Source organism: Streptomyces sp. V4I23, from assembly GCF_030817975.1.
Lineage (GTDB): Bacteria > Actinomycetota > Actinomycetes > Streptomycetales > Streptomycetaceae > Streptomyces.
Genome location: NZ_JAUSZW010000004.1, coordinates 737649 through 763603, shown reverse-complemented (window position 1 = coordinate 763603; position 25955 = coordinate 737649). Strand labels below are relative to the sequence as shown.

Here is a 25955-nt window from a genome sequence, read left to right as displayed (position 1 = left end):
CGGCGCGGCTGGGGGAGAGGAGGCCCTCAGCCGCGGCTGGTTCCGGCCTCCTTGCGCCAGTGGCGGGGAGAGTGTCCGTACACCGCCTTGAACGCACGGCTGAAGTGCGCGGGGTTCTGGAAACCCCAGCTCTGCGCGACCGTCGAGATGGTCGGCGTCGCCCGTCCACGCCGCACCAGTTCGCGGGCGCACTCCTCGACACGGCGCCGCTGGATCGACTTCCGTACCGTGGTCTCCTCCGTTTCGAAGAGACGGTGCAGATACCGGACCGAGATGCGGTGGGCCTCAGCGATGCGTTCGGGGGACAGGTCGGGGTCGCGGAGGTTCTCGTCGATGTAGCGGCGGATCAACGGGAGAAGGTGGGCGCGGGCATTGCCGCCGTCGCCGTCACCTGTCCCCGCCAGCTCGTCGACCAAGGTGGCCAGCAGATCGGCCGCGTTTCCCGCCAGGCGGTCGCCCACGGGCGCCGTGATCCGCGCGGCGTCCGCGACGAGCCCCGTCACGAAGGGGGCCAGGAGCGCGGCAACGCCCCCCACGGGTGCGATGGCACGTCCGGTGATCCGGCCCACACCGCCGGCGGCGGTGCCCAGCGACTGTTCAGGCAGCCGGAGCATATGGAGGCGGAAGCGCTGCTGCTGTTCCAGGCTGAACGGGCGACGGAGATCGAACAGGGCCAGTTCTCCGGGGCGCAGCACCGTACTGCGCCCGTCCTGATGCAGCGAGGCGGTCCCGGACGCCTGCATGGCGAGTGCGAGGCGGTGCTCGGGAGCGGCGGCGACCAGCCGGGCGTTGCGGCTCAGGCGCATCGGGTCCGCTTCCACCGACAGCACGCGCAGATAGCCGAGATCGACCGCCGTCACACTCGCCTCGAAGGCGCGCTCGGTCTGGCGAGGGGTGACCTGCACCGCAGCCAGCAGGCAGCGGACAGCGCGCTGCCAGACGCCGGCTCTCTCCGCTTCGGCCACGGAAGCCGTACTCAGTACAGGTCGCACACAGACTCCTTGGCTCTCGAACTCCGGTGGCGAGCGGGCCCCTCGGTGTCGCAGAACGAAACAGAGCTCCCCGCGAGGCCGCACCCACCTTGTTGTCGAGTGTGGGCGTGTCCGGACTTCGAGTCCTAAGTCATCTGACGACACAACAGCGCCTCAGTCGACTGATCCTGCTCACCTGGGCATGAGGCGTGCGCGGACCGTCATGAGTTCGTGCACCCGGTGGCCTGTCCGTTCCCCGGTCGGTCTCTAGGGTCGGCACGCGGTGCCGGGGTCCGGCCTCCTGGCGTCCGCCGCGTGCCTCCCGATGCGTGGTGCGTGCCCCCCACAACCGGCCATGGCCGGCCCGCCCAGGAGCCACCGTGAAAGATGTCGACCCAGCCGCGCAGCCGCCCGTTGTCCTCGATCGATGGGCCCGGGACTTCGTCGCGCAGAACGACTGCCCCTCGGTGCCTGTCGGCACCGGTCCCGAGCGAGCACGGGCCGAGCTCGCGCCGCTGATGGACACCTCAGGCGGCGACGTGGACGTCACGGAGGAATGGCTGGCCCTGCCGGACGGTCACGGAAGCAGGATCAGGGTGCGGATCCTGCGTCCCGCGGACGGAGACGAACCGCTGCCCGTCGTTCTCTTCCTCCACGGACTGGGGTGGATGCTCACCGACGCCACCGCCCATCGGCAGCTCGTCACCGACCTCGTGCTCGGAGCCGACGCGGCGGTGGTCGTTCCCGAGTACGACAGGCCGCCGGACGCGCGCTACCCGGTGGCCGTCGAACAGACCTACACCGTCGCGCGATGGGTCTCGGAACACGGCGCCGAGTGCCGCCTCGACGGGAGCCGCATCGCGGTCATGGGCGTTTCCGCGGGCGCCAACCTCGCAACGGGTCTGACCCTGCTGGCGAAGCAGCGCGGCGGTGTGCGTCTGCTGTACCAGGTCCTCGTCTGCCCCGTCACCGACGCGGCCATGGACACCCCGTCCTACCGCCGGTTCGCCGACGGGTACTTCCTGAGCCGCGAGGCCATGCGCACTTTCTGGCAGCAGTACGTACCCGATGACCGCGAGCGCTCGCGGATCACCGCGTCCCCGCTGCGCGCGACGGCCGGCGATCTCGAAGGGCTGCCACCCGCCCTGATCGTGACCGCCGAGGCAGACGTCGTGCGGGACGAGGGGGAGGCGTACGCGGCCGGGCTGCGAGAGGCGGGCGTGCCCGTGGTGTCGATGCGGTACCACGGCACCGTCCACGGCTTCATCCTGTTCGAAGCGCTGCGTGCCGGAGATGCCTCCAGGGCCGCGCGCATCCAGACCATGGACACCCTCCACACCGCTCTGCACAGCCGCTAGACCCTCGATGCCGGCCTCCGTGAGGAGGGAACGGTCAACCGGCGGGGGCAGGTTCGGCCGCGAGATCCACGACGTGTGCGCTGTCGGGACACCGGCCTGCACGCGCTGTCACCTCGCGTGGTGCACTCGCCCCTAGCGTGACACCGACGCCGCCATCCGAGGAGTCGACAGGACTCCGCCTCTCACAGTGAGGACATCCGCCGTGTCAGCATCGGCCGGTCTCGAGACCAAGGGGCGTGGCCACGCACTGACCATCGACAGCGGCGGGCGCGAAGTCGCCGACACGGCGCTGTCCTTCGTCCGGCGGTTCACCGGCTGACCCGAGGAGTGTCATGAGCAGCATCTCGATCGACATCAGCGACGACAGGGACCACGGCCTTCTGGTCGGGCGTCTCGACGGCGAGATCGTCGGCTTCATCCAGTACTTCGTCCTGGCGGAGCCGGAGCGGGCGCTCGTGCCCGTCCACACCGTCGTCGAGCCCGAACACGCGGGCAACGGCTACGCGGGCGCGCTCGCACGCGAGTTGTACCGCACGGCCGCCCGCGAGGGAATCGCGGTCGCGCCGCTGTGCCCGTACGTCGTGAAGTGGCAGGCACGCCATCCGGAGGAGGCACCCGCCGTCGGCAGGGAGCTGCTCGATGCGGCGGAGGCGGCCTTCGCCGCCGACCCGGCCAGGTGGTGACGGAGAACCGCGCCGGGGATGCCGGGCAGCGCCCGGCATCCCCCGTTTCCTCTGGCGCGCGGGGGACACGTGCCTCTCCCTGCCGAGGCCCCGTGGACCGGCAGACGGTGGTTCAGGCGTCCTTGAGCGCCTGGGCCATGGCCGCCCGGGACGTGATCCCCAGTTTGGGAAAGATCTTGTAGAGGTGGGCCGCGACCGTGCGCGGCGACAGCCGCAGCATGTTCCCGATCTCCTTGTTCGACAGACCGGTCGCCGCCAACTCGGCGATGCGCAGCTCCTGTCCGGTCAGGAGCGCCGGCCCGCCCTGGGACGGTCCCACCGGGTGCCCCGCGGCACGCAGCTCCTGCTCACAACGCTCCGCCCATGGCACGGCGCGCAGCCCGCGAAAAGCGCGGTGCGCCTCGCCGAGGACGTCCCGCGCCTCCATACGGTGGCGACGGCGCAACCACGAACCGTGGGCCAGTCGCAGGCGGGCCAGTTCGAAGACCCATTGTCCGGAGCCCGGCACCGCGTAGGCCGCCTGGTACCGGGCCTCCGCCTCGTCGTCGGCGGCTGCCAGTGCGCCGGCCGCGGCCAGCAGAAAGGCGTGGTGGGGCGAGATCTCCGCCATCCGTGCCTCCCGGCCTGCCGTCAGATGCGCCTGGGCCTCCGCGTACCGGCCGGTGTGCACGGCCGCTTCCACGAAGTCGAAGAAGGGCAGGTGGAACCAGGGCAGACCGCGAGGCAGCACTCCGGGAGGTGTGAGCGCCGAGAAGTGGGAGTACGCCTCTTCGTAGCGCCCGTGCCCCAACGCCAGGAGACCGTGCAGATGCGTGAGGTGGTCGGTGACGAACCGCATACGCGCCCTCGACGCCGTGGGCCTGATGAGCCGTTCGGTCTCATGGAGCCTCTGCTCGTCGCCGCGTCCGGCGAGGAAGTGGGCGTGGTACAGCCGGAACATCAGCGCGTTGCAGTGGTAACCGAACTCATCGGCGGTCTCCGCCTCCCGCAGGCAGTCCTCGGCCGCCTCCCACCGGCCGTAGAGGAAGTCCTGGTAGCACTTGGCCTTCGCGATCGAGCCCTGGGTGGCGTAGGCGTGCTGGCTCGTGAAGCGCCGCCACAGCTCACCGTGCGCGACGTCCACGGCCGACGCGGTCCACAACAGCAGCCAGGCGCCACCGGCCTCCTGCTCCTCGCTCATTCCCTCGGCCAGCGCCCACAGTTCCTCGGACACACCCTGGGCGGTACGCGCAGGATCGGACCAGGCGCGGTGACAGAGCCGGGCGAGCGGGGACACACCGTCCAGATGGCGCTCCAGGGCCTGCCACGCCCGGGGGTCGTCGGTGTACGTGGCGGCCAGCAGGAGTTTGAAGTACGCCTGCTCGGCCAGTCCGCCGAACGACTCCCCGCCGGGCCGGGCCAAGGCGTCGAGGGCTTCGGGCAGCAGGGTGAAGGACGATTCGAAGTCGACGCGGTGGCTCTGGTCGACGTACACCACGGCGTAGGCGAACAGCGGGGCGATGTCGGGTGGTACCGGTCCTCGCTTGAGCTCCTCCACCAGCCTCGCGGTGTATCTGAGCCTTCCGCCCCGGGCGGCCATCACGGCCGCCCAGGTCAGCCGTCGGGCGCGGGAAGCGGGGTCCGTGCTCAGCACCGCCGCACGGTCCAGGAGGAGTGCCCCCTCCGCGTCGCCGCCGCGCCCTGCGATGCGCCGGCCGGCCTCCTGCAGCCGGGAGGCGAGTTCCTCGTCGGGAAGCAGGGCCGCGGAGGCCTCGTGCACCAAGCGGCGCGGGTCGTCCCGCTCCAGGGCCTCCGCCAGGGTGCGGTGGGCCGCCCGCTGCTCGGGACCCGACGCCATGGAGACGACGGCACTGCGCACGAGGGGGTGGCGGAATGCCAGCCTTCCCGCCGCGTCCAGTTGTGCCAGTCCGCTCGCCTCGATGCGGTCGAGCACCTCCTCGGCGGCTTCCCTCGCGACGCCGCGCAGCCACGTCCCTGTGTTCCAGGCCGCCGCGCCGCCGCCGAGCGCCGTCAGCAGCAGGACCCGGGCGGCCTCGTCGGACAGCGTCCTGAGCCGGCCGGCGAACAGCCGCTCCAGCCGCTGACCGAGCGGAAGCCGCTCCGGCAGCGGGACGATGCCCTTGACATGGTCCGAGTGGAGTTGAAGGGGCAGCTCCACGAGTGCCAGGGGATTGCCACAGGCTTCATCCAGCACGCGGTCGGCGGTCTTGGCCGCCACCTGCGGATGCCACTGCCGCAGCAGCGCGTCGGCGTCCGCGAGGCCCAACGCCTCCACGTTCACGGGTGGCGTGGGCCATCCGTCGGCGGCGGGGCTGTCGGGCCGGCTGGCGCTGACGATCACCAGCGGCAGTTCGCCGATCCGCCGGTTCAGAAAGGCGAAGACGCCGGCACTGGAGGAGTCCACCCAGTGGAGATCGTCCACAACGAGCAGCAGGGGTTGTTCGCGCGCCGCGTCCGCGAGCAGTGCCAGTGCCGAGGCACCGACCATGAAGCCGCCCGGAGGCAGGCCCTCGCGCAGCCCCAGGACACACTCCAGGGCCTCCCGCTGGCGCTGGGGGAGCGCCTCGGAGCGCTCCAGCAGCGGCCAGAGGATCTGATGCAACGCACCGAACGCGAGTTCCGCCTCGGCTTCGGCGCCCACCGCGCGCAGGACGGCGAATCCGCTCTGGCGCGCCCGCGTCTCCGTCCAGTCCAGCAGGGCGGTCTTGCCGATGCCGGCCTCACCCCGCAACAGGGTCGCCGAGCCGCCCGCCCCGCTCCGCGCGTCGTCCAGCGCGCGTCGCAGCAGCGACATCTCGCGCCGGCGTCCTACGAGCTGTCTGCCATCAGACACGGACAACGCCGCCACCCCTCATGCCCCCCGGCACCGCAGGCGCGTCCGCGCCCTCCACGGAGCCCAGAATATCGCTGACCCGCACGATGAAGATCATCGACAGCGGGCTCGCAGGGGCGGCTGTGGCCCGTCGGGCCAGGTCGGGCGCGTCAGCGCGTGGTTGACCGGGTGGAGCGGAGTGCGCCGACCGGGCCGGCCGAGGTGCCCCGGTGCCGCTCGCGGTGAGAAAAGGCGTCGCCGTCGCAGAGCCGGTCGTGGCCGGCCGTCGTGCCGTGCTCGGCCGACCGCTTCCGCTCAAGTGCCGATCGGCCGAACGGACGTTGGCGACGTGGGCGGAGTCGGAGCCGCAGAGGCGTGACGGAGGACGCGCGGCGCCCGTCCGGCTCGGCCTGCTTCCGCCGCCAGGGCCACTGTCGAATGTGACGGACGTCACAGTAGTCGTCGATGCACTCCTCAGGTCATCATATGACCTGATCGCCGCACGGATCACGAGCCGGGACGTGTCCCGGACGGCACAGCGAGACGAGGACGGACATGAACGAGCAGGAGAGGCCGACGCGGCCGCGCGTGGGCGTGGTGGGACTCGGGGCCATGGGTCTCGGAATGGCCCGCAGCCTGCGCAGCGCGGGTTACGACGTGGGCGTCCACGATCTGCGGCCGGACGTGGCCGCGGCTTTCGCCCACGACGGCGGGACGGCGTTCGCCTCGCCCGGCGAGCTGGCGGCCGAGGTGGACGTTCTCGTCGGCGTGGTGGTCAACGCCGCGCAGGTCGAGTCGGTGCTGTTCGGTGCCGAGGGGGCGGCCGGCCGGCTCCGCCCGGGCACCGTCTTCGTCATGTGCTCCACCGTCGACCCCGGCTGGTCCGCCGAGCTCGAGAAGCGCCTGGCCGAGAAGGACGTGCTCTACCTGGACGCTCCCATCTCCGGCGGCGCCGCGCGTGCCGCGGCCGGTGAGCTCACCATGATGACGTCGGGCTCCGCCGCCGCCTACGCGGTCGCGGACCCGGTGCTCGACGCCATGAGCAGCACGGTCTACCGCCTGGGGGACAGTGCCGGACTCGGGTCGAAGGTCAAGATCGTGAACCAGCTGCTCGCGGGCGTGCACATCGCCGCGGCAGCCGAGGCGATGGCGCTGGGCATCAAGGCCGGTGTCCCGGCCGAGGCGCTGTACGAGGTCATCACGCACAGCGCCGGCAACTCGTGGATGTTCGAGAACCGCATGGCCCATGTGCTCGCCGGCGACTACACGCCCCTCTCCGCGGTCGACATCTTCGTCAAGGACCTGGGACTCGTGCTCGACTCGGCCCGGCCCGAGAGGTTCCCGCTTCCTCTGGCCTCCACGGCCCACCAGATGTTCCTCCAGGCGTCGGCGTCCGGTCTGGGGGCCGAGGACGACAGCGCGGTGATCAAGATCTTCCCGGGGATCGACCTGCCCGGGAAGGAGGAGATCTGACATGGCCGTCCGACTCGGATGCATCGCCGACGACTTCACCGGCGCCACGGATCTTGCCAACAACCTGGTGCGTGCGGGCATGCGCGTGGTCCAGCTGATCGACGTGCCGCCGCCCGGCGCCGTCCCGGCCGTGGACGCGGACGCCGTGGTCGTGGCGCTCAAGTCGCGGACGGTCCCGGCGGGCGAAGCCGTCGAGGCGTCGCTGCGGGCACTCGCCTGGCTGCGGTCCGCGGGCGCCGAGCAGATCTACTTCAAGTACTGCTCCACCTTCGACTCGACCCCGGCCGGCAACATCGGACCGGTCACCGAGGTGCTGATGGACGCGCTGGGCACCGACTTCTCGATCGCGACCCCGGCGTTCCCCGACAACGGCCGCACCGTCTTCAAGGGGCATCTCTTCGTCGGCGACGTACTGCTGAGCGAGAGCGGCATGCGCCACCACCCGCTCACACCGATGACCGACTCCAACCTGGTCTCCGTCCTCGACGCGCAGACCACGCGCGGGGTCGGTCTCATCGACCACACGGTCGTCGCCAAAGGCGCCGAGGCGATTCAGGCCCGTATCGAGGAGCTGCGCAAGGAGGGCTTCGGGATCGCCGTCGCCGACGCCGTCTCCAACGACGACCTCCTGCGCCTGGGCGCGGCGGCCTCGGAGCTGCCGCTGGTGACCGCCGGTTCGGGCCTGGCGATCGGCCTGCCCGCGAACTGGGGGTTCGAGCCGTCCCGCGCCGCCGCCCAGCTGCCGCCGGCCGGCGGTCACGCGGCCGTCGTCTCCGGCTCGGTCTCGGTCGCCACGAACGGCCAGGTCCTGGAGTTCCTGCGCGGCGGCCGGCCCGCGTTCAGCGTGGACCCGTTGCGCATCGCGGCCGGCGAGGACGTGGTCGGCCAGGCCCTCTCCTTCGCCGACGCGCACCTGGCCGACGGGCCGGTGCTGGTGTACTCCACCGAGACGCCGGACGCGGTCCGCAGCGTCCAGGGCCGGCTGGGCGCCGCCGAGGCCGGTGAGCTCGTCGAGCGCACCCTGGCCCGCGTCGCGCAGGGGCTCGTGGAGCGCGGCGTCCGCCGGCTCGTCGTCGCGGGCGGCGAGACCTCGGGAGCGGTCGTCCAGGCGCTCGGCCTCACCGGCCTGCGGATCGGACCGCAGATCGATCCCGGTGTGCCGTGGTGCGCGGCCGACCTGCCCGGCGGGGACACGCTTCACCTCACGCTCAAGTCCGGCAACTTCGGCGGTCCCGGCTTCTTCACCGAGGCGTTCGACCTGCTGGACCGGGAGGCGTCGTGACCGAGCCCGTGAGCGCCGCCGTCGAGGAGGCGCGCGCCGAGATCGTACGGATCGGAAGCAGCCTGTTCGCCAGGGGCTACGTCCACGCCAGCGCCGGCAACATCAGCGCCAGGGTCGGCGACGGCCATCTCATCACCCCCACCGACGCCGCCCTCGGCTTTCTCGAACCGCAGCGCCTCGCGCTGGTCGACGCCCGTGGCGAGCAGATCGCGGGCGACCGCGCCAGCAAGACCCTGACGCTCCACCGGCGCATCTACGAGGCCGATCCCACGGCCCGGTTCGTCGTCCACACCCACTCCACGCACCTGGTCGCGCTCACGCTGGCCGGCGTGTGGAGCCCGGAGGACGTGCTCCCGCCCATCACGCCCTACTACGTGATGAAGGTCGGCCACGTCCCGCTCATCCCCTACCACCGGCCCGGCGACCCGCGCGTGGCCGGCCTGGTGACCGCCCGCATCGCCGACCGCGGTGCGAACGGCACACCGATCAGGGCCGTCCTGCTCGACCGGCTGGGCCCCGTGGTCTGGGGCCCCGACGCGGCGACCGCTCTCGCCGTCCTCGAAGAACTCGAGGAGACGGCACGTCTCTGGCTCCTGACCGACCCCCGTCCCGAGCCGCTCCCCGCCCACGCACTCGACGAACTGAGGACTGTGTTCGACGCCGCGTGGTGATCAACCCCTCCCCTGTCAGAGAATCCCCTGAGCCGCACGAAGGATTCGCCATGTCCCTGCCCATGACGGCGGCCGAGGCCCCCGACCTCGCCCGAGAGAACGTCGTCTTCCGTAAGGTCGTACGACGCATCGTCCCCTTCCTCGTCCTCTGCTACGTCTTCTCCTACCTGGACCGCGTCAACGTCGGCTTCGCGAAGCTGCAGATGTCCGACGACCTCGGACTCAGCGAGGCCGCGTACGGCCTCGGCGCCGGCCTGTTCTTCATCGGCTACTTCCTCTTCGAGGTCCCCTCGAACCTGATGCTGCAACGCATCGGCGCCCGCACCTGGATCGCCCGGATCATGATCACCTGGGGCCTGGTCTCGGCGTCGTTCATGTTCGTCACCAATGAGGTGATGTTCTACGCGCTCAGGTTCCTCCTCGGCGCCGCGGAGGCGGGTTTCTACCCGGGCGTGATCCTCTACTGCACCTACTGGTTCCCCTCGCACCGCCGTGCCCGGGTGATCGCGATGTTCATGTCGGCCATCCCGGTGGCCGGAATCTTCGGCAATCCGCTGTCCGGCTGGATCATGGACCGGTTCCAGGGCGTGAACGGCTGGCAGGGCTGGCAGTGGATGTTCCTTCTCGAGGCGATACCCGCGGTCATCATCGGCGTGGTCACGCTGTTCTACCTCGACAACGACGTGCGCGGCGCGAAGTGGCTGACCGAGGACGAGAAGGCCGTCGTCGAGCGCGCGATCGCCGACGACGTCGCGCACCAGACCGTGCACGGCCGCGTCTGGGACGCCTTCCGCGAGCCCAGGGTGTGGCTGATGTGCCTCATCTACTTCTGCTTCGTCATGGGCCAGTACGCCCTGACCTTCTGGATGCCCACCTTCGTCAAGGGCACCGGGATCGAGAGCAACCTCACGATCGGGGTGCTCAGCGCCGTGCCCTTCCTGGCGGCACTCGTCGCGATGAACCTGTTCGGACGGTCGGCTGACAAGCGCCGGGAGCGCCGCTGGCACCTGGTCGTCCCGAGCCTGATGGGCGCCGTCGGCTTCTCGCTGGCGGCCGGCTGGTCCGGATCGACCGTGCTGTCGCTGGTCGCCCTGTCCTTCGCCGCGGCCGGCGTGCTGACCTGCGCACCGCTGTTCTGGTCGCTCCCCACCGCCTTCCTGGGCGGCACCGCCGCGGCCGCCGGCCTCGCCGTGATCAACTCCGTGGGCAACCTCGCCGGCTTCGTCAGTCCCTACATGATCGGCGCGATCAAGGACGCCACGGGCTCGACGTCCCTCCCGATGTACGTCCTGGCGCTCAGCCTCGTCGTCGGCGCCGGCGCGGTGCTCACCACCAAGAAGCAGGTCGTCAACCGCTGACCCCGGTCCCGGTGCCGGGCCCGTCGACCGAGCCCGGCACCGGTCCGAACACAGGAGCAAGCATGCCGAGGTTCGCCGCGAACCTGTCCATGATGTACACCGAACACGACTTCCTCGACCGCTTCGCCGCCGCTGCCGCGGACGGCTTCGAGGCCGTCGAGTACCTCTTCCCCTACGAGTACGACGCCGAAGAGCTGCGCCGCCGGCTCGACGACCACGGCCTGAAGCAGGTGCTCTTCAACGCGCCTCCCGGGGCGTGGGAGTCCAAAGAGCGCGGAATCGCGGCGCTGCCCGGCCGCGAGCCGGAGGTCCTCTCCGGCATCGGCCGGGCCCTCGAGTACGCCGCCGCGCTGGACTGCCCCCGCGTGCACGTCATGGCCGGGCTGGTACCGCCCGGCACGACGCAGGAGGAGCACGCCGAGTACCGCGCCGCCTACCTGGCCGGCCTCGCCCGGGCCGCCGAGCAGGCCGCCCGGGCGGGCGTCGACATCCTGGTCGAGCCGATCAACCGCCGCGACATGCCGGGCTACTTCCTGACCACCCAGGCCGAGGCCCACGCCGTGGTGCGGGAAGTGGGCGCGCCGAATCTCAAGGTGCAGCTCGACCTCTACCACTGCCAGATCGTCGAGGGCGACCTCACCACCACCCTGCGCCGCGACCTGCCGACCGGCCGGGTCGGTCATCTGCAGATCGCGGGCGTGCCCGACCGGCACGAGCCCGACCGGGGCGAGACCGACTTCCGCCACCTGTTCGCCGTCGTGGACGACCTGGGCTACGAGGGATGGATCGGCTGCGAGTACCGCCCCCGCGCCGGCACGAGCGAGGGGCTCGGCTGGCTGAAGAACTACCGAGGAGACAGCGCATGAGGATCGTCATCACGGGTGGCTTCGGCTTCCTCGGACGGCAGGTCGCCGGCGCCCTGCTCAGGACGCGCACGTTCCGCGGCACCCCGATCGGCCGGCTGGTGCTCGCCGACCGGTTCGTACACCCCGAGTCGCCGGAGGCGGCCGACCCGCTGGTGCGTGTGGTGCAGGGCGACCTGGCCGACCGTCTCGACGAGGTGTTCGCGGAGCCGGTGGACGTGCTGATCCACCTCGCCTCCGCGGTCTCGGCCGAGTGCGAGGCCGACTTCGACCTCGGCATGAGCGCCAACGTGGACACGACCCGGGCGCTGCTCGAAGCCGCCCGGGCCCAGTCGGCCGCCGGCGGGCCGACGGCGCTGGTGGTGTTCTCCAGCAGTGTCGCGGTCTACGGCTCCGACCCGGCGCTGCCGCTGCCGCCGGTGGTCAGCGAGTCGACCCTGCCCACGCCGCGGTCGAGCTACGGGACCCAGAAGCTCGTCTGCGAGCAGCTGGTCGCGGAGTACACCCGCCGCGGCTTCGTCGACGGACGCGTCGCCCGCCTGATGACCGTGTCGGTGCGGCCGGGCAAGCCGAACGCGGCCGCCTCCGGCTTCCTGTCCGGCATCATCCGCGAACCCCTCGCGGGCCTCCCCGCGACCTGCCCGGTCCGTCCCGACCTGCGGGTCGCCCTGGCCTCACCGCGCCGCACGGTGGAGGGAATCCTCCGCATCGCCGAGGCCGAGCGCGGCGACGGTGCGGGCTCGCTCGCCGGCGGGGTCCCGGTCAACCTCCCGGCGCTGACCGTCACGGTCGCCGAGATGCTGAGCACGCTGCGGGAGGTGGCCGGCGACGCCGTCGCCGACCTGGTGACGATCGCACCCGACCCTCACGTCGAGGCGATCGTGGGCTCGTGGCCCGCCGTCTTCGACAACGCGCGCGCGGCCTCCCTCGGGCTGGAGCCCGACCCGAGCTTCGCATCGGTGGTGCGGGACTACGTCGACGACCACGCGGACGCGGTGGCCGGCGGACTGGTCGAAGCCCGGGCGATCCGGACCCGCCGATAGACTGACGTTCATGTTTCCGAAGGTGAGCGGTCCTGTCCGGCTCGCGGATCAGGTCGCCGCGATGCTCTCGGAGGAGATCGAGTCCGGGCGGCTGGCGGAGGGCGACAAACTGCCGACCGAGGTCGAGCTGGTCAAACAGCTGGGTGTCAGCCGCACGGTGGTGCGCGAGGCCGTGTCGAGGCTGCGCAACGCGGGGCTGGTCGAACCGCGGCAGGGTCTCGGCGTGTTCGTCATGCCCCGCCGCACCCGGCCGCTCGACCTCGAGGCCGAGTCCGCCGACACCAAGTCCAAGGTGCTGCAGATCGTGGAGGTGCGCCGCGCCATGGAGGGCGAGGCGGCCCACCTGGCGGCCGCCCGGGCCACGCCGGGTGACGTGGCCCGGATGCGTCAGGCCCTGGACGCGATCGACGCGGCGGTCGCGTCCGGAGGCGACGGCGTGGACGAGGACCTCGCCTTCCACCGGTCGATCGCGGAGTCGACCGGGAACTCGGTGATGGTCTCGACGGTGCGGTACCTCGGCGAGGTGCTGCGCAGCGGCATCCACGTCACGCGCGCGAACGAGGCGCGGCGCGGCGACTTCATCGAAGCGGTCCGGCAGGAGCACCACGCCATCCTGGCCGCCATCGAGGCGGGCGACGGCGCGGCGGCGCGCACCGCCGCGCGCCGCCACATGAAGCACGCCGCCTCCCGGCTCCAGGACGCGGACGACGGGTTCTGGACGCAGACCGAGGACCTCGACGTGGACCTCGACACCACGCCCTGACCGAGCGGGTGCCGGCCGCCCTCTCCCCACGTCGGTGGGACCGGTGGGTCGCGTCGCCCAGCCGCCCGGCCCCGGCCCTGCCGTACGCGGCCGGCGCCGGGGCGCCGGCATCAGGGCGCCCTGCGGGCCTGCCCGCCGATTCACCCTCTGCCCCATGTGCCGAAACGTACGTGCCTGTTGACGCCTGTCCGCCCCCCGCTCGGGTCCGTCAGCCCTGGGTCGGAGACGATGTTCGTGCTCATGGCCGACGCCGCGGCCGTCGACCACCGGAATGCTGATGACCATGACGACCGACAGGACGACGTACGTCGTCGGCCCGCCGCCTCCCGGCCACCCGCCCGCCGTACCGCTGCCGTACCACCGGCTCGCCCGGGTGACCCATCGGCACCGCTGGTGGCGGCCGCTGCTCGGGACGCTCGTGGTGGTCGGCGGCATCATGATCTCGATGCTGGTGCTGCTTGTCCTCGTCGAGTTCGCGGGGATGGCGACGGGCCGCCCGGCCGACGCGGAGGGCTGGCGTTCCTGGGGCGACATCGGCGACGCGGCGATACTCCTGCTGGGCATCGCCGTCGCGATTCCGCCCGTGCTGCTGGCCGCGCGCTGGACACAGCGCCGGCCGGCCGGGACCGTGTCGTCCGTCGCCGGTCACCTGCGGTGGCGCTGGCTGGGGACGTGCCTGGTGGCCGGACTGCCCCTGGTCGTCGCGGCGTTGGGGGTCTCCCTGCTGCTGCCCGATCCCGCGGGCGACAGCGAGGTCGTGGTGTGGGCAGGGCTGTCGCACTTCCTCCTCGGCCTCGGGATGGTGTGCGTCCTGGTGCCGTTCCAGGCCGCGGCAGAGGAGTACGTGTGCCGGGGCTGGCTGGTGCAGGCGGTCGGCGCATGGTGCCGCTCTCCCTGGATCGCGATCGCGCCGCAGTCGGTGCTCTTCGCCGCGGCCCACGGGTGGGGGACTCCCTGGGGCTTCGCCGACCTGCTCGTCTTCGGGCTGGTCACGGGACTGCTGACCATACGTACGGGGGGACTCGAGGCCGCGATCGCGCTGCACGTCCTCAACAACCTGCTCGCCATGGGCATCGCGGCGGCGATCGCCGGGGCGCTCGCGTCCGACGAGACGGCCGCCGACATGGGTCCGTTGGCGTTCGCAGTGGACGTGGTGATGCTCGTCCTCTACGCGGCGGTCGTGCTGTGGCTGGCCCGCCGCCGCCGACTCAGCGCCCTCACCTCGCCGGCCGCGGACCCGCTCCCCACGCCGTAAGCATGTGGCATCCGCCCCGGAGGGGCGCCGATCCTCGTCGAGGGCCGCCGACGCGAGTCCGGCCGGAGCGGGGTCCCGTACCTGGCCGGAGCGGAGACCCTGACCTGCACGGCGGCGTCACCGCCGATGACCTGCCGGCCGCCGTGCCCCCGCTCGTCACCGAGCCGCGCATCGAACGTCGGCCCTGTGGCCGCCGCCGGGCGTGGTCAGGCTTCCGCCCCCGCCGCCCCCGCCGCCCCCGCCCCCGTCGGCTCAGACGGCGGGCAGCGCGTACAGCCGCTCGGCGTGCATCACGGCCAGCCGCTTGCCCGCCGCGACCACGTACCACCGCTGGTTCTCACCGGTGTTGTCGTTGTATGTCCAGCGCAGCTTCCCTGTCGCCGCGTCGAAGGCGTGCACGCCGCCTTCCTCGTCGAGCTCGGTCGCGCCGTACAGCGTGCCACCCACCTTGGCGAACTGCCACGCCGCCGTAGCCGAGTCCAACAGGTCCTCGTTGTGCCAGATCCGCTTGCCCGTACCGGGGTCCACCGCCCACATGCCGCGCGCGCTGTCGGAGGCGTGGAGCACCCCGTCCAGGACCTGCGGATCGTTGAACGTGCTGAACTCCTCCGTCGCCAGCGACCAGCGCTCCGTGCCCGCGGACAGCGTGAACGCCCGCAGCTTCTGCCCGTCCGCCACGATCACCAGGTCCTCGTGCACGGCGAAGCGGCGGTGGTTGGACCTGCCGATCTTCTTCGTCCAGAGCTGCCGGCCCGTCGTCGTGTCGCGGACGGTCACGTTCTCCCGGAAGTCGGTGTACGCGAGGCGCCCGCCGATGACCGCGGCGGTGATGCCGTGCTCCTCGGTCCCCTTGTCTCGCTGCTCACGCCAGGCGATCTTGCCGGAGGTGGTGTCGATCGCGGCGATCACGTTGTGCGGCGTGGAGAAGTCCTCCTCCAGGATTCCGGCGACGACGTAGACGTGGCGGTCGTCGGCCGCGACGGGGCGCGGCTGCTGGTACGCCTTGCCCAGGCGGCTGCGCCAGGTCTCCTTCCCCGTGGCCGGATCGAGGCCCACCACGTCGCCGTCGTACTCGGCGCTGGCGAGATAGAGCGTCCCGCCGCCGATGAGCAGATCGGCGCCGGGAGTGGTGACGCCCGGCCGTGACCACTTCTCCTTGCCGCTGGCGACGTCACGCCCCACCAGCGGGTCGCCCGACACCACGACCGTGTCCCCGACGACCGCGAGCGCCTCCATCCCGGACAGGGCGTCGTTGGCGCTCTCCCGCTGCCACAGCGGCTTGGGCGCGGTGCCCGGGGGCGGGGTGGTGAAGGTGTCACCGCCCTTGCCTCCGCCGGGAGTCGTGCCGCCGTCCGACGCGCCCAATTCCTCCTCGGGGGTGCACCCCCATGCGCCGGTCCCCAGCACGGCCAGCCCGAGCCCCGTCCCGGCCAGCCTGAGTGCCTGCCTGCGTGACACCGCGTTCCCGTTGTGTCCGCCCATGTCAGTTCCCCGTTCCGTTTCGCCCGGATGTTGCCAACGCCCCCACGGACGCTCCGAGCGCGGTCAGGTTATGCGGCAGATTTCGGCCAGTCGTCGTGCGGGACGCAACCGGGACGCGTCCGTGAAACTCCTGTCACACAAGATCAGCGACTCCTGGCACCCGAGAAGGGGTACCGACGACCGGCCCGTGTACTCGTGCGCGCTGTCGCCCGGCCGACGAGCCCGTGCTCGCCGGCCGGGCGACGCCCAGGACCTGTCAGGTGTGAGAAACGGCGGCCGGTGCTGGGGCCGGAGTCGAAGGGGGAGGCGGAAGCGGCAGCTTCCGGGACTGGAAGCGGTTCACGGCCGGTGACGTGACCGCCGTGGTGATCAGCGCCATCAGGACCAGCATCGTGAAGAGTTCCGGCCCGATGACCCCGAGTTCCAGGCCGATGTTCAGCACCACCAGCTCCGTCAGACCCCGGCAGTTCATCAGGGCGCCGACCGACAGGGCCTCTCGCCACGAGCGGCCGCAGGCGCGGGCCGCCCCCGCCGCACCGCCCCACTTGCCGAGCACCGCGACCGCGAGCACCGCACCCGCCCACAGCCACTGCACCGGGTCGGCGGCCAGGGCCCCGATCTCCGTACGCAGCCCGGTGTGCACGAAGAACAGCGGCAGCAGCACGGGCACCGCCACGGCGCGCAGCCGGGCGGCCGACGCCTCGATGCGGCGATGCCCGCGCGGAGTGACCACGCCGAACAGGAAGGCCCCGAACAGCGTGTGCACCCCGACGAGGTCCGTCACGAGCGCGGACAGGCTCAGCCCGCTGAACAACAGCACCAGGAGCACGCCGTCGTTCGTACGGTCCGCCCGTGCCGCTGCCCACCGTGCGAGCAGCGGGCGGACCACCAGGACCATGGCGGCGGCGAAGGCCACCGCGAGCCCGGCCGTCGTCACCGCGTCGAGCGGGGAGCCGGCCGATGCCAGGGCCACCACCAGAGCCAGCAGGGACCAGGCGGCCACGTCGTCGGCCGCCGCGCACGCCATCGCGAGCGCGCCCAGCGGGGTTCCGTACAGGCCGCGGTCCACCAGGATCCGGGCCAGCACCGGGAACGCCGTGACACTCATGGCGACCGCCACGAACAGCGTGAACGGCGTCAAACCGACTCCCTCAGGGGCCAGTTGACCGTACATGCCGACGGCCAGCAGCGCGCCGAGCCCCAATGGCAGCAGCATGCCCGCGCTGCTGACGGCCACCGCGATCCGGGAGTGGCCGCGCAGCGTGCCCAGGTCCAGTTCGAGGCCGACGAGGAACATGAAGGCCAGCAGGCCGAGCTGCCCCAGGACCGAGGTGTACGGCAGCACCGACTCCGGGAACAGCCAGTGATGCGCCTCGGGCCACAGCCAGCCGGCCAGTGACGGGCCGAGCAGGATGCCCATGGCGATCTCGCCGATCACGGGCGGCTGGCCGAGGCGTCTGAGGAGGACCGCGCCCGTCTGGCAGGCGAGTATCACCACGGGCACGGCGACCAGGAGTGCGGGAAGGGGGTCAGCGGCGGACACCGGCGGCTCCTTCGGACGGCAGCACGGGAGGCACGGGCGGTGCGGGTGTGATCGCCGCCGGCTGCGGCGCGGAGGCGGCGTCGGACCATCCCGCGTAGCGGCGCAGGCCGTACAGCAGCGGCTGCGCGGCGGGGCGGACCGTCACCCGGCTCGCCTCCGCGAAGACGGCCGTGTGGTCCCCGAACGCGACCGCCTTCACGACCGTGCAGTCGGCGATGGCGTGGGCGGCCGCGATCAGGTGCGGACCGCTCGCGCCCAGTGGCAGCCGCCACTCCGTGCGCTCGAAGCGGTCGGGCGCCCCGGAGGCGAACAGGTCCGAGGTCGCGCGGGCCCGCTCGTGCAGCAGGTTGAGCGCGAACTGCCCCTGGTCGAGCAGGGCTTGGAGAGTGGGGCTCGCGGTCCGGATGCAGACCACCAGCGTGGGCGGGGCGAGCGCGACGCTCGCCAGCGAACTGCATGTCAGGCCGCGGGGCCGGTCGTCGGCGTCGAGGGTGGTGACCACCGAGACCCCGGAGGGGAAGGCGGCCATGAAGGGGCGGAGGTCGGTCTGCCGGAGGACGGCGGAGCCTTCGGCCCCGGGCGTCCCTTCGTTGTCGTCGCTTGCCGGTACGTCCCGGTGCGGCGCGGAGTTGGGCATGTCTGACTCCCTGTGGGTGACGAGCAGTGCGGCCCGGTACCCGGCGGGTTGCGCCGGGTACCGGGCCGTGGGTGCGGCGGCAGCCGGGGCCCGGAGGACGCCACCGGATCTGCGCCGGGGCGGGGAGGCGCCTGAACGGGGCCGTGGCCTGTCCGGGCAGGGGCCGTTGACGGTTGCTGTCCGGTGGGTGGCTTCCACGGGGTCGGCGCCGGGACCGGGGGAGGCGACACGCGGTCCGGTCCCGGCCGCGTCCTACGCGTGCAGTCGCTTCAGGTACTCGTAGGCGCTGGGCAGGGTCTCCAGCAGGTTCTGCTGCTGGCGCTTGACCGTCTCGAACAGCGGCTCCGCACCCGCCACGGACTCCGGCTTGTGCGCCAGCGCCGGCAGCGGGGCGTCCGGCTCCAGGCCCATGCCGGCGAAGATGCAGTAGTAGCTGCCGTTGGTCCAGAAGTTGCGGAACTCGGCCTCGAAGTTGCCGTAGTACGTCGACTCGTCCGTGATCGGCGAGTTGATCGGCAGCCCCGCCCGGTAGGCGGAGATCTTCTTCTGGATGTTGTCGGGGAGCGTCAGCTCCTTGTTGGCCCGCCAGAACGGCGTGTCGTTGCGCGGCGCGTAGAAGAAGTGCGCCTGGATGAAGTCGCGGGTGTCGTCGAACATCACCTCGATCTCGTGGTTGAAGCTGTCGATCAGGCCCGGGTTGAAGGTCTTGTCGGGGAAGTGCTTGGCCAGCTGGTAGATCGCCGCGGTGATGAAGTAGATCCCGGTGGACTCCAGCGGCTCCAGGAAGCAGGACGACAGGCCGATGCTGACCACGTTCTTCACCCACGCCCGGCGGTTGCGCCCGACCCGGAAGCGGATGTGGTTGAACTTCGTCTTCTCCGGGTCCAGCCCCCACATCGCGGCGAACTCGGCGGTGGCCTCGTCCTGTTCGGTGAACTTGCTGGAGTAGACGTATCCGGTGCCGAAGCGGCCCAGCATCGGGATCTTCCACGCCCAGCCGGACGACATCGCGATCGCGGAGGTGTACGGCTCCACGCCGCCCTCCTCGTCGTCGTGCGGGACGGCGGTGGCGACCGCGCTGTCGCACAGCAGGTGGTCGCTCATGTCGACGAACGGCTCCGCCATCGCCTGGTTGATCAGCAGCCCGCGGAAGCCGGAGCAGTCCACGAAGAGGTCGGCGTCCAGGACCCTGCCGCCCTTGGTGTGCAGCTCCGTGACGTAGCCGCGCCCGTCCTGCCGCACCTCCGTCATCTCGTCCTGGACGTGGTTGACGCCCTGCTTCTCGATGGCGAACCGGCGCAGGAAGTCCGCCACGAGCTGGGCGTCGAAGTGCCAGGCGTAGCGGGTGGCGGACCGGCCGTCGAGCCAGCGGGGCGACTTCATCGCGTCCATCACGGGGGGCTCGCGGAAGCAGGCGTAGTCGAACGGCTCCGTGGTGCGGCCCTCGTACTTGCGCTTGAACCAGTAGTGGGACAGCGGCGTCTGGTCGTAGTCGGGCAGCAGCCCGAACGGGTGGTAGAAGTGGTCGGGCGAGCCGTCGGGCAGTTCCCGGGCCGCGGCCTCGCCCTGGCCCTCGGTGCGCCAGTTCACGAACCGCACCGCCATCTTGAAGCTGGCGTTGCACTCACGCATCCACTCGTCCTCGGCGATGCCGAGGTAGTCGAAGAACGCGCGCTGCAGGTTGGGCACGGTCGCCTCGCCGACCCCGATCCGCGGGATCGCCGGCGCTTCCAGGACCGTGATGTCGACCGTGCCCTGGAGAGCCTTGCCGAGATACGCGGCGGTCATCCAGCCGGCCGTACCGCCGCCCAGGATGACGACCTTCTTCAGTCGGGTGTCGGTGCTGGTCATGGAGCAGCCCTCATTTCGGAGTCGGGATTCGCGGCCGGAAGCCGAGGAGCTGGAGGAGAGGCGGATGCCGCTACGGGGCCGGGCCGTGCCGGCCGCATCCGGCGGTCGGGGCCGGACGCGTCCTGCGACGTCGGTCCCGGGACCGTCGAGCCTCATCGTGGTCCGCCGCCCTATGACGGACCTACAGAGGCGAGATCCGGCCGGTATAGGCCGTTCGTAGAGCCCCGGAACACACTCGGCCGCAGGCAGAGCGGCAATACGACGTACCCCGGGAGGAAGCGATGACCACCGCGTTGACCGGAATTGCGCGGCAGGCGGTACGCATCCGCTTCCTGGGCGACTTCGAACTGACCGTGAACGGTGCCCCGGTGCGGCGCTGGCGGGCCGGCAAGGCCCGCGGGCTCTTCCAGTACCTCGTGATCCACCGCGGCCAGACGCTCACCCGCGACCGGCTGTACGAGGTGTTGTGGCCCGGCTGCGACCGGTCCGCGGGCGGCAGTTCGCTGAAGGTCGCCGCGCACGCGCTGCGCCGGGTCCTCGACGCGCACCCCGACAGCCCCCACGAGTCGGGAATCCGGCTGCACTACCGCGACTTCGGCTACGTCCTCGACATCGCCGAGCTCTGGTCCGACGTGGACCGCTTCCAGGAGCTGGTGCACAGCGGGCTGCGGGCGGCCGGGGCCGGCGACCGCGGCGCCGCGCGGGAACGGCTGCGGTCGGCGGTGGGGCTGTACGCGGGCGAGTTCCTGCGCGGGGAGAACGCGGACTGGGTCGTCGAACAGCGCGAGTACCTGCGGTCGCTGGCGCTCCGGGCCCTGGACGTGCTGCGTGCGGACGCCGTCGAGCGCGACGACTTCCCGGAGCTCATCGAGATCTGCCGGCGCACGCTCGGCATCGACCGGCACCACGAGGAGACCTACCGGGCGCTGATGGCGGCGCACGGGCGCCGCGGCGAACTCGCCTGCGTGCGCAACTGGTACGAGCTGTGCGCGCGTCGGCTGCGCGACGACCTCGGCGTCGCCCCTTCCGCGGAGACCGAGCGGCTGCTCGCCGCGCTGGTGCCTCCGGCCGGGCCCCGCCCCGGCCTCCGCCCCCGCCCGGCCCGCCGCGCCCGCCCCGACACGCGGGCCGATACGCGTGCCCCGTCCCCGGCCGGCCCCGCGACGCGGCCCGCGCCCGCCACCTGGCCCGCGTCCTGGTCCCCGCTCCGGCCCGTCGGCCGGCCCGCGTCGCGGGCTGCCGCCCAGGCCGGCGCACCGGCCGCGGTCCGGGCGGCGCCTCGGGCCGACGCCTTACCCGCCTCCCGGCCCGGCGTCCGGGCCGTGCCGTCGGCCGACGGCGGCCCTGGTGGTCCGGCCGGGACCCCGGCCGGCTTCCGGCCGGCTGCCCCGGCCGCGGCTGGGGCCGACGCCTGGCCGCGGGCGGGCCGAGGCCCGGCCGGGGCCGTACCCGGCGCGCGAATTCAGTGACCGAGCGACTCAGTGAGGAATCCACCGTGACCGTGCTGACCGTGCCGCAGGGCTCCGCCGCGCCGACGGGCGAACCGTCCGCGGCCCTCCTGCCGACCCGCTACGACGACCAGTGGATCGGCGGCCGCTGGACGCCGTCCGACGCCGACAGCCGGCTGGTCGTCACCGATCCGAGCACCGAGCAGCCGCTGGCCACCGTGCCCGCGGGCACCGCCCGGGACGCCGACCTCGCCGTGCGCGCCGCCGCCGCGGCATTCCCCGCCTGGTCCGCCACACCCGTACGGGAGCGGGCCGCCATGCTGCGCCGCGTGGTCGAGGGACTGGAGCGCAACGCCGAGCGGTTCGCCGACGTCATCACCGCCGAGGTGGGCGCCCCCTCCCGGGTGTCGCTGCACACCCACGTCGGGCTGTCCGTCGGCATGGCGGCGCACTGCGTCGAGACCGCCGCCTCCTACGCGTTCGAGGAGCGCGTGGGCCACTCCCTGGTCGTACGGGAGGCCGCCGGCGTCGCCGCGTGCATCACCCCCTGGAACACCCCGTTGCTCCTCACGGTGCAGAAGCTGCTGCCCGCGCTCGCGGCGGGCTGCACCGTCGTCCACAAGCCCAGCGAGCTGACGCCCCTGCACGCCCGGCTCCTCGCCGAGGTGTTCGCCGAGGCCGACCTGCCGCCCGGTGTCGTCAACATGACCGTCGGCACCGGCGACACCCTGGGCACCGCCCTCGTCACCCACCCGCTCGTCGACGTCGTGTCCCTCACCGGGTCCACCCGTGCGGGCCGCCAGGTGTCGGCCCTCGGCGCCGACGGCATCAAGCGGATCCACCTGGAGCTCGGCGGCAAGAACGCCAGCCTCGTCCTGGACGACGCCGACCTCGGCGCGGCCGTCGGCGCCACCGTCGACCAGGTGCTCTTCAACACCGGCCAGACATGCCTGCAGTGGAGCCGGCTGCTGGTGCCCCGCGACCGCCAGGACGAGGCCCTGGAGCTCGCCGGACAGGCCATGGACGGCTATGTCACCGGCGACCCCCGCGACCCCGCGACCGACCTCGGCCCGCTGGTGACCGCCGCCGCGCACGCCCGGGTGAACGACTACATCCGGCGCGGCACGTCGGAGGGCGCCCGCCTGGTACGCGGCGGACCCGGCCGCCCCGAGGGCCTGGACACCGGCTACTACGTCCGGCCCACGATCTTCGCCGACGTCGACCCGATGTCCACCCTCGGCCAGGAGGAGATCTTCGGGCCGGTGCTGTGCGTCATCCCGTACGACGACGAGGAGCAGGCGGTACGGATCGTCAACGGCACCCGCTACGGGCTGCACGGCGCGGTCTGGTCCGGCGACGACGCCCGGGCCGAGCGCGTCGCGCGGCGGTTCCGCACCGGCCTCGTCGACGTCAACGGCGGCGCCTTCAACCCCGCCGCACCCTTCGGCGGCTTCAAACAGTCCGGGATCGGCCGGGAGTGCGGCACCGCCGGAGTCGAGGCGTTCCTGGAGACGAAGTCGATGCAGCTGCCCCAGGGGCCCGAGGGCCGGCTCGTCGGCCCGCGCCTGCGCGCCACCGCGCCGGCGACCGCCCAGACCCCGGAGAGGAACGACGGATGACCGCCCAGCACGCCGGCCGACCGCCCAGAAAGACCCCGCCGCTGTTCGCCGCCCTGGAGCGCTGGACCCGCGAGCGGCCCGGCGAACGCGCCGTCAGCGCCGAGGACGGCACCCTCACCCATGCGGCGCTGACCTCCCGTACCGCCGCCACCGCGTCCGCGCTCGCCTCCGCCGGCGTGGGACCCGGCACCGCCGTCGGGCTGCTCCTCGGCCGCTCCCGGGAGAGCGTGCCCGCACTCCTCGCCGTCTGGAGCCTCGGCGCCACCGCCGTACCGCTCGACGCCGGACACCCGGTCGAACGGCTCGGGACCGTCCTGCGGGACGCCGAGGTCTCCGTCCTGGTCGCCGCGGACACCCCCGAAGGACTCGACGTCGCCGGTGTCCGCACGATCGACCCGGCGGAGCCGCACGGCACCCCGCCCGGCCCGCTCGACGTGGTCCGTCCGGAGCCCGGCGCCTGCGCCTACGTCATCTACACCTCGGGAACCACGGGGCGGCCCAAGGGAGTCGAGGTCACCTACCGCGGTCTCGACACCTTCGTCGACGCCCTCGCGACCCTGGGCCTGCCGCCCGGCGGCCTCGGCCTCAACGCCGTCTCGCCCGCTTTCGACGGCTGGCTCTGGTGCACGCTGCTCTACCTCGTGCACGGCCAGGGCGTGTCCCTGGTGGACCTGTCCCTGGAGGGGCTGCGCCGCGCCGAGGCCGACGGCCGCGAACCGCTGCCCGCCGGGCTGCGCACCGCGTCGCTGACCCCCTCCCTGCTGGCCGCCCACGGCGGCGGCCTGGACGAGGCCGAGGTCGTCGTCGTCGCCGGCGAGGCGTGCCCGGCGGCGCTCGCCGAACGCTTCGCCCGGGGACGGCGGTTGCTGAACGTGTACGGGCCGACGGAGACGACCATCGCGGCGACCTGGGCCGACAGTGAGCGGGGTGACGACGTGACCACCATCGGACGACCGCTGCCCGGCTACCGGGCGTACGTCCTGGACGACGACCTGATCCCGGTCGCCGCCGGCACGGAGGGCGAGCTCTACCTCGGCGGCCCCGCCGTGGCCCGCGGATACCGCAACCGGCCCGGTCTGACAGCGGCCCGGTTCCTGCCCGACCCCTTCCAGGGCGGCGGCGCCCGGATGTACCGCACCGGCGACCTGGTGGTCCGCCGGACCGGCGGCGAACTGGAGTACCGCGGCCGCCGCGACGACCAGGTGAAGATCCGCGGCCACCGCATCGAACTGGGCGAGGTGGAGCGGATCGCCGCCGAACTCCCCGAGGTCGTCGCCGCCGCCTGCTGCACCCTCGCCTCCGGCCAGTCCCTCGGACTCGCGGTCGTCGCCGCCCCCGGCACCGGCGCGCCCGAGGACCTCGCGGCCGCGGTCGCCGAACACTGCGGCAAGCTCCTCCCGCAGGCCGCCGTCCCCGCCACCGTCCGCGTCGTCGACCGCATCCCCACCCTCACCACCGGCAAGGCCGACCGCGACGCGCTCGCCCGCCGGCTCGCCGCACCGGCGGGGGAGGCCGAGCAGGCGGCCGCCACGGCCCGCGAGCGCGAGGTGATGGCCGTCTGGGAGGACGTCCTCGAACGCGAGGTCCCGGGACCGGACGCGGACTTCTTCGAACTGGGCGGCCACTCGCTCGCCGCCGCCCGCGTCGTCGCCGACCTGCGCCGGAACACCGGACTGCGCATCACGCTCGGGAAGCTGCTCACCCGGCCCACCGTCGCGGCCGTCGCCGCCGAACTCGACCGGCTCGCCGCCGAGGCGGAGGCGGCCGAAGCACACGTCCTGACCGCCGAGGGGGCCTGACGCCATGGGCAGCTGGATCTCCACCTGGCCGTCCGGGCCGGGCGAGGCGGACCTTCCGGCCCTCCTCTGCCTGCCGCCGGCCGGCGCGGGCTGCCAGCAGTTCCGCGCCTGGACACCGGCACTGGCCGACGTCGCGCAGGTCTACGGCGTCCAGCTGCCGGGCCGCGAGAACCGCTGGCGCGAGCCCATGCCGGAGACGTTCGACGAGGCCGTCGAGGCGATCGCCGCCGAACTGCGGCCGATCGTCGCCGCCGGCCGCCGGCTGGTCGTCTTCGGCCACAGCTTCGGCGGGCTGCTCGGCTACGAGGTCGCCCGCCGCGTCCCGCCCGCCGCCCTCGTGGTCAGCGCCTGCCGGGCGCCCGGTCACTGGGACGGCGCCGGCCGCGGCATCGTCGACGACGACGAGGAACTGGACAAGCTCTTCGACACCGCCGGACTGGACCCCGCCTTCCTGGACGAGGACACCCGCTCGCTCATGGTCGCCATGCTGCGCAAGGACGCGCAGCTGTCGCTGAGTTACACCCACTCCCCGGGCGACCGGCTCCACGTCCCCGTGCACGCCTGGGGCGCCGACGGCGACGAGACCGTCACCGCGCAGGAGCTGGCCGGCTGGGCCGCGATCACGACGGCCGGCTTCCACGTCCACCGCGTCCCGGGCGGCCACCACGCCGTGCTGCGCCGCCCCGAGACCGTACTCGAGCACCTGGCCGGACTGCTGCGGGAGGACGTGGCCGCACCGGCCCGCACCGCCTGACCTCAGGGCTTCGCGGCTGTCCGGCGGTGACACGCCGGACAGCCGCGAAGCCCGCCACCCGATTCCGGAGGACGTCGTGCCCACCACCTACCAAGTCCTCGTCAACCACGAGGACCAGTACGCGCTGTACCCCGCGGCGCGCGAGCTGCCCGACGGCTGGACGCCGGCCGGGTTCAGCGGCACCGAGGACGAGTGCGCCGCCCATGTGGACGCGCACTGGACCGACATGCGTCCCCGCAGCGTGCGCACGGCGGCAACCGCCCCCGCGACGACGGGCGAAGGAGTCTGAG

At 72.7% G+C, this 25955-nt stretch carries 21 protein-coding genes; 15 read left to right on the top strand and 6 right to left on the bottom strand.

What is annotated here, in order from left to right; all coding sequences use genetic code 11:
* Positions 1–26 precede the first annotated feature (26 nt).
* A complete protein-coding gene (locus QFZ82_RS05640) occupies positions 27–992 on the bottom strand; it encodes a helix-turn-helix domain-containing protein (RefSeq protein ID WP_307712070.1) in 966 nt (321 codons plus the stop codon).
* A gap of 359 nt (positions 993–1351) precedes the next feature.
* Between QFZ82_RS05640 and QFZ82_RS05635 the strand changes: the two genes are divergently transcribed.
* Complete coding sequence (locus tag QFZ82_RS05635; protein WP_307712069.1) at positions 1352–2329, top strand: alpha/beta hydrolase; 978 nt, start codon at positions 1352–1354, stop codon at positions 2327–2329.
* Positions 2330–2661: 332 nt separating this feature from the next.
* Positions 2662–3012: a GNAT family N-acetyltransferase gene (locus tag QFZ82_RS05630; RefSeq protein ID WP_307712068.1), complete on the top strand. Its 351-nt coding sequence runs from the start codon at positions 2662–2664 to the stop codon at positions 3010–3012.
* Between the two features lie 112 nt (positions 3013–3124).
* Here QFZ82_RS05630 and QFZ82_RS05625 read toward each other — a convergent pair whose 3' ends face one another.
* Positions 3125–5845: a helix-turn-helix transcriptional regulator gene (locus QFZ82_RS05625; protein ID WP_307712067.1), complete on the bottom strand. Its 2721-nt coding sequence runs from the start codon at positions 5843–5845 to the stop codon at positions 3125–3127.
* Between the two features lie 534 nt (positions 5846–6379).
* Here QFZ82_RS05625 and ltnD point away from each other — a divergent pair.
* The 8 genes from ltnD to QFZ82_RS05585 all read left to right on the top strand — a co-directional run bounded on the left by ltnD (position 6380) and on the right by QFZ82_RS05585 (position 14532).
* Positions 6380–7297: an L-threonate dehydrogenase gene (gene ltnD, locus QFZ82_RS05620; RefSeq protein WP_307712066.1), complete on the top strand. Its 918-nt coding sequence runs from the start codon at positions 6380–6382 to the stop codon at positions 7295–7297.
* Between the two features lies 1 nt (position 7298).
* Entirely contained in the window at positions 7299–8579 is a 1281-nt protein-coding gene (gene otnK / locus QFZ82_RS05615) for a 3-oxo-tetronate kinase (protein WP_307712065.1), read from the top strand.
* Positions 8576–9250, top strand: coding sequence for an aldolase (locus QFZ82_RS05610; RefSeq protein WP_307712064.1), 675 nt, complete (start codon positions 8576–8578; stop codon positions 9248–9250). Before otnK ends, QFZ82_RS05610 begins: the two co-directional genes overlap by 4 nt.
* A 50-nt stretch (positions 9251–9300) precedes the next feature.
* Positions 9301–10608: an MFS transporter gene (locus QFZ82_RS05605; RefSeq protein ID WP_307712063.1), complete on the top strand. Its 1308-nt coding sequence runs from the start codon at positions 9301–9303 to the stop codon at positions 10606–10608.
* Between the two features lie 62 nt (positions 10609–10670).
* Positions 10671–11474, top strand: a complete 804-nt coding sequence (gene otnI, locus QFZ82_RS05600) for a 2-oxo-tetronate isomerase (protein WP_307712062.1) — start codon at positions 10671–10673, stop codon at positions 11472–11474.
* Complete coding sequence (gene denD / locus QFZ82_RS05595) at positions 11471–12514, top strand: D-erythronate dehydrogenase (RefSeq protein ID WP_307712061.1); 1044 nt, start codon at positions 11471–11473, stop codon at positions 12512–12514. The genes otnI and denD overlap by 4 nt, the downstream gene beginning before the upstream one ends.
* 22 nt (positions 12515–12536) lie before the next feature.
* Positions 12537–13277: a FadR/GntR family transcriptional regulator gene (locus QFZ82_RS05590; RefSeq protein WP_307712060.1), complete on the top strand. Its 741-nt coding sequence runs from the start codon at positions 12537–12539 to the stop codon at positions 13275–13277.
* 283 nt (positions 13278–13560) lie between these two features.
* On the top strand, positions 13561–14532 hold the full coding sequence (locus QFZ82_RS05585) for a CPBP family intramembrane glutamic endopeptidase (protein ID WP_307712059.1): 972 nt from the start codon (positions 13561–13563) through the stop codon (positions 14530–14532).
* A gap of 252 nt (positions 14533–14784) precedes the next feature.
* Here QFZ82_RS05585 and QFZ82_RS05580 read toward each other — a convergent pair whose 3' ends face one another.
* The 4 genes from QFZ82_RS05580 to QFZ82_RS05565 all read right to left on the bottom strand — a co-directional run bounded on the left by QFZ82_RS05580 (position 14785) and on the right by QFZ82_RS05565 (position 20045).
* Positions 14785–16014: a PQQ-binding-like beta-propeller repeat protein gene (locus QFZ82_RS05580; protein WP_307712058.1), complete on the bottom strand. Its 1230-nt coding sequence runs from the start codon at positions 16012–16014 to the stop codon at positions 14785–14787.
* Positions 16015–16270: 256 nt separating this feature from the next.
* Positions 16271–17557, bottom strand: coding sequence for a cation:proton antiporter (locus QFZ82_RS05575; protein ID WP_307712057.1), 1287 nt, complete (start codon positions 17555–17557; stop codon positions 16271–16273).
* Entirely contained in the window at positions 17544–18194 is a 651-nt protein-coding gene (locus QFZ82_RS05570) for a flavin reductase family protein (protein WP_307712056.1), read from the bottom strand. The genes QFZ82_RS05575 and QFZ82_RS05570 overlap by 14 nt, the downstream gene beginning before the upstream one ends.
* Positions 18195–18446: 252 nt before the next feature.
* Positions 18447–20045, bottom strand: a complete 1599-nt coding sequence (locus QFZ82_RS05565) for a tryptophan halogenase family protein (RefSeq protein WP_307712055.1) — start codon at positions 20043–20045, stop codon at positions 18447–18449.
* 281 nt (positions 20046–20326) lie between these two features.
* On the opposite strand from QFZ82_RS05565, the gene QFZ82_RS05560 reads away from it, so the two are divergent.
* The 5 genes from QFZ82_RS05560 to QFZ82_RS05540 all read left to right on the top strand — a co-directional run bounded on the left by QFZ82_RS05560 (position 20327) and on the right by QFZ82_RS05540 (position 25954).
* Entirely contained in the window at positions 20327–21514 is a 1188-nt protein-coding gene (locus QFZ82_RS05560) for a BTAD domain-containing putative transcriptional regulator (RefSeq protein WP_307712054.1), read from the top strand.
* Between the two features lie 89 nt (positions 21515–21603).
* Positions 21604–23112: an aldehyde dehydrogenase family protein gene (locus tag QFZ82_RS05555; RefSeq protein ID WP_307717634.1), complete on the top strand. Its 1509-nt coding sequence runs from the start codon at positions 21604–21606 to the stop codon at positions 23110–23112.
* Entirely contained in the window at positions 23109–24911 is a 1803-nt protein-coding gene (locus tag QFZ82_RS05550) for a non-ribosomal peptide synthetase (RefSeq protein WP_307712053.1), read from the top strand. Before QFZ82_RS05555 ends, QFZ82_RS05550 begins: the two co-directional genes overlap by 4 nt.
* Positions 24912–24915: 4 nt before the next feature.
* The gene (locus QFZ82_RS05545) at positions 24916–25665 is read left to right on the top strand and encodes a thioesterase II family protein (protein ID WP_307712052.1); all 750 of its coding nucleotides are present in this window, start codon (positions 24916–24918) and stop codon (positions 25663–25665) included.
* Between the two features lie 76 nt (positions 25666–25741).
* Complete coding sequence (locus QFZ82_RS05540) at positions 25742–25954, top strand: MbtH family NRPS accessory protein (protein ID WP_307712051.1); 213 nt, start codon at positions 25742–25744, stop codon at positions 25952–25954.
* The last annotated feature ends 1 nt before the right edge of the window (position 25955 follow it).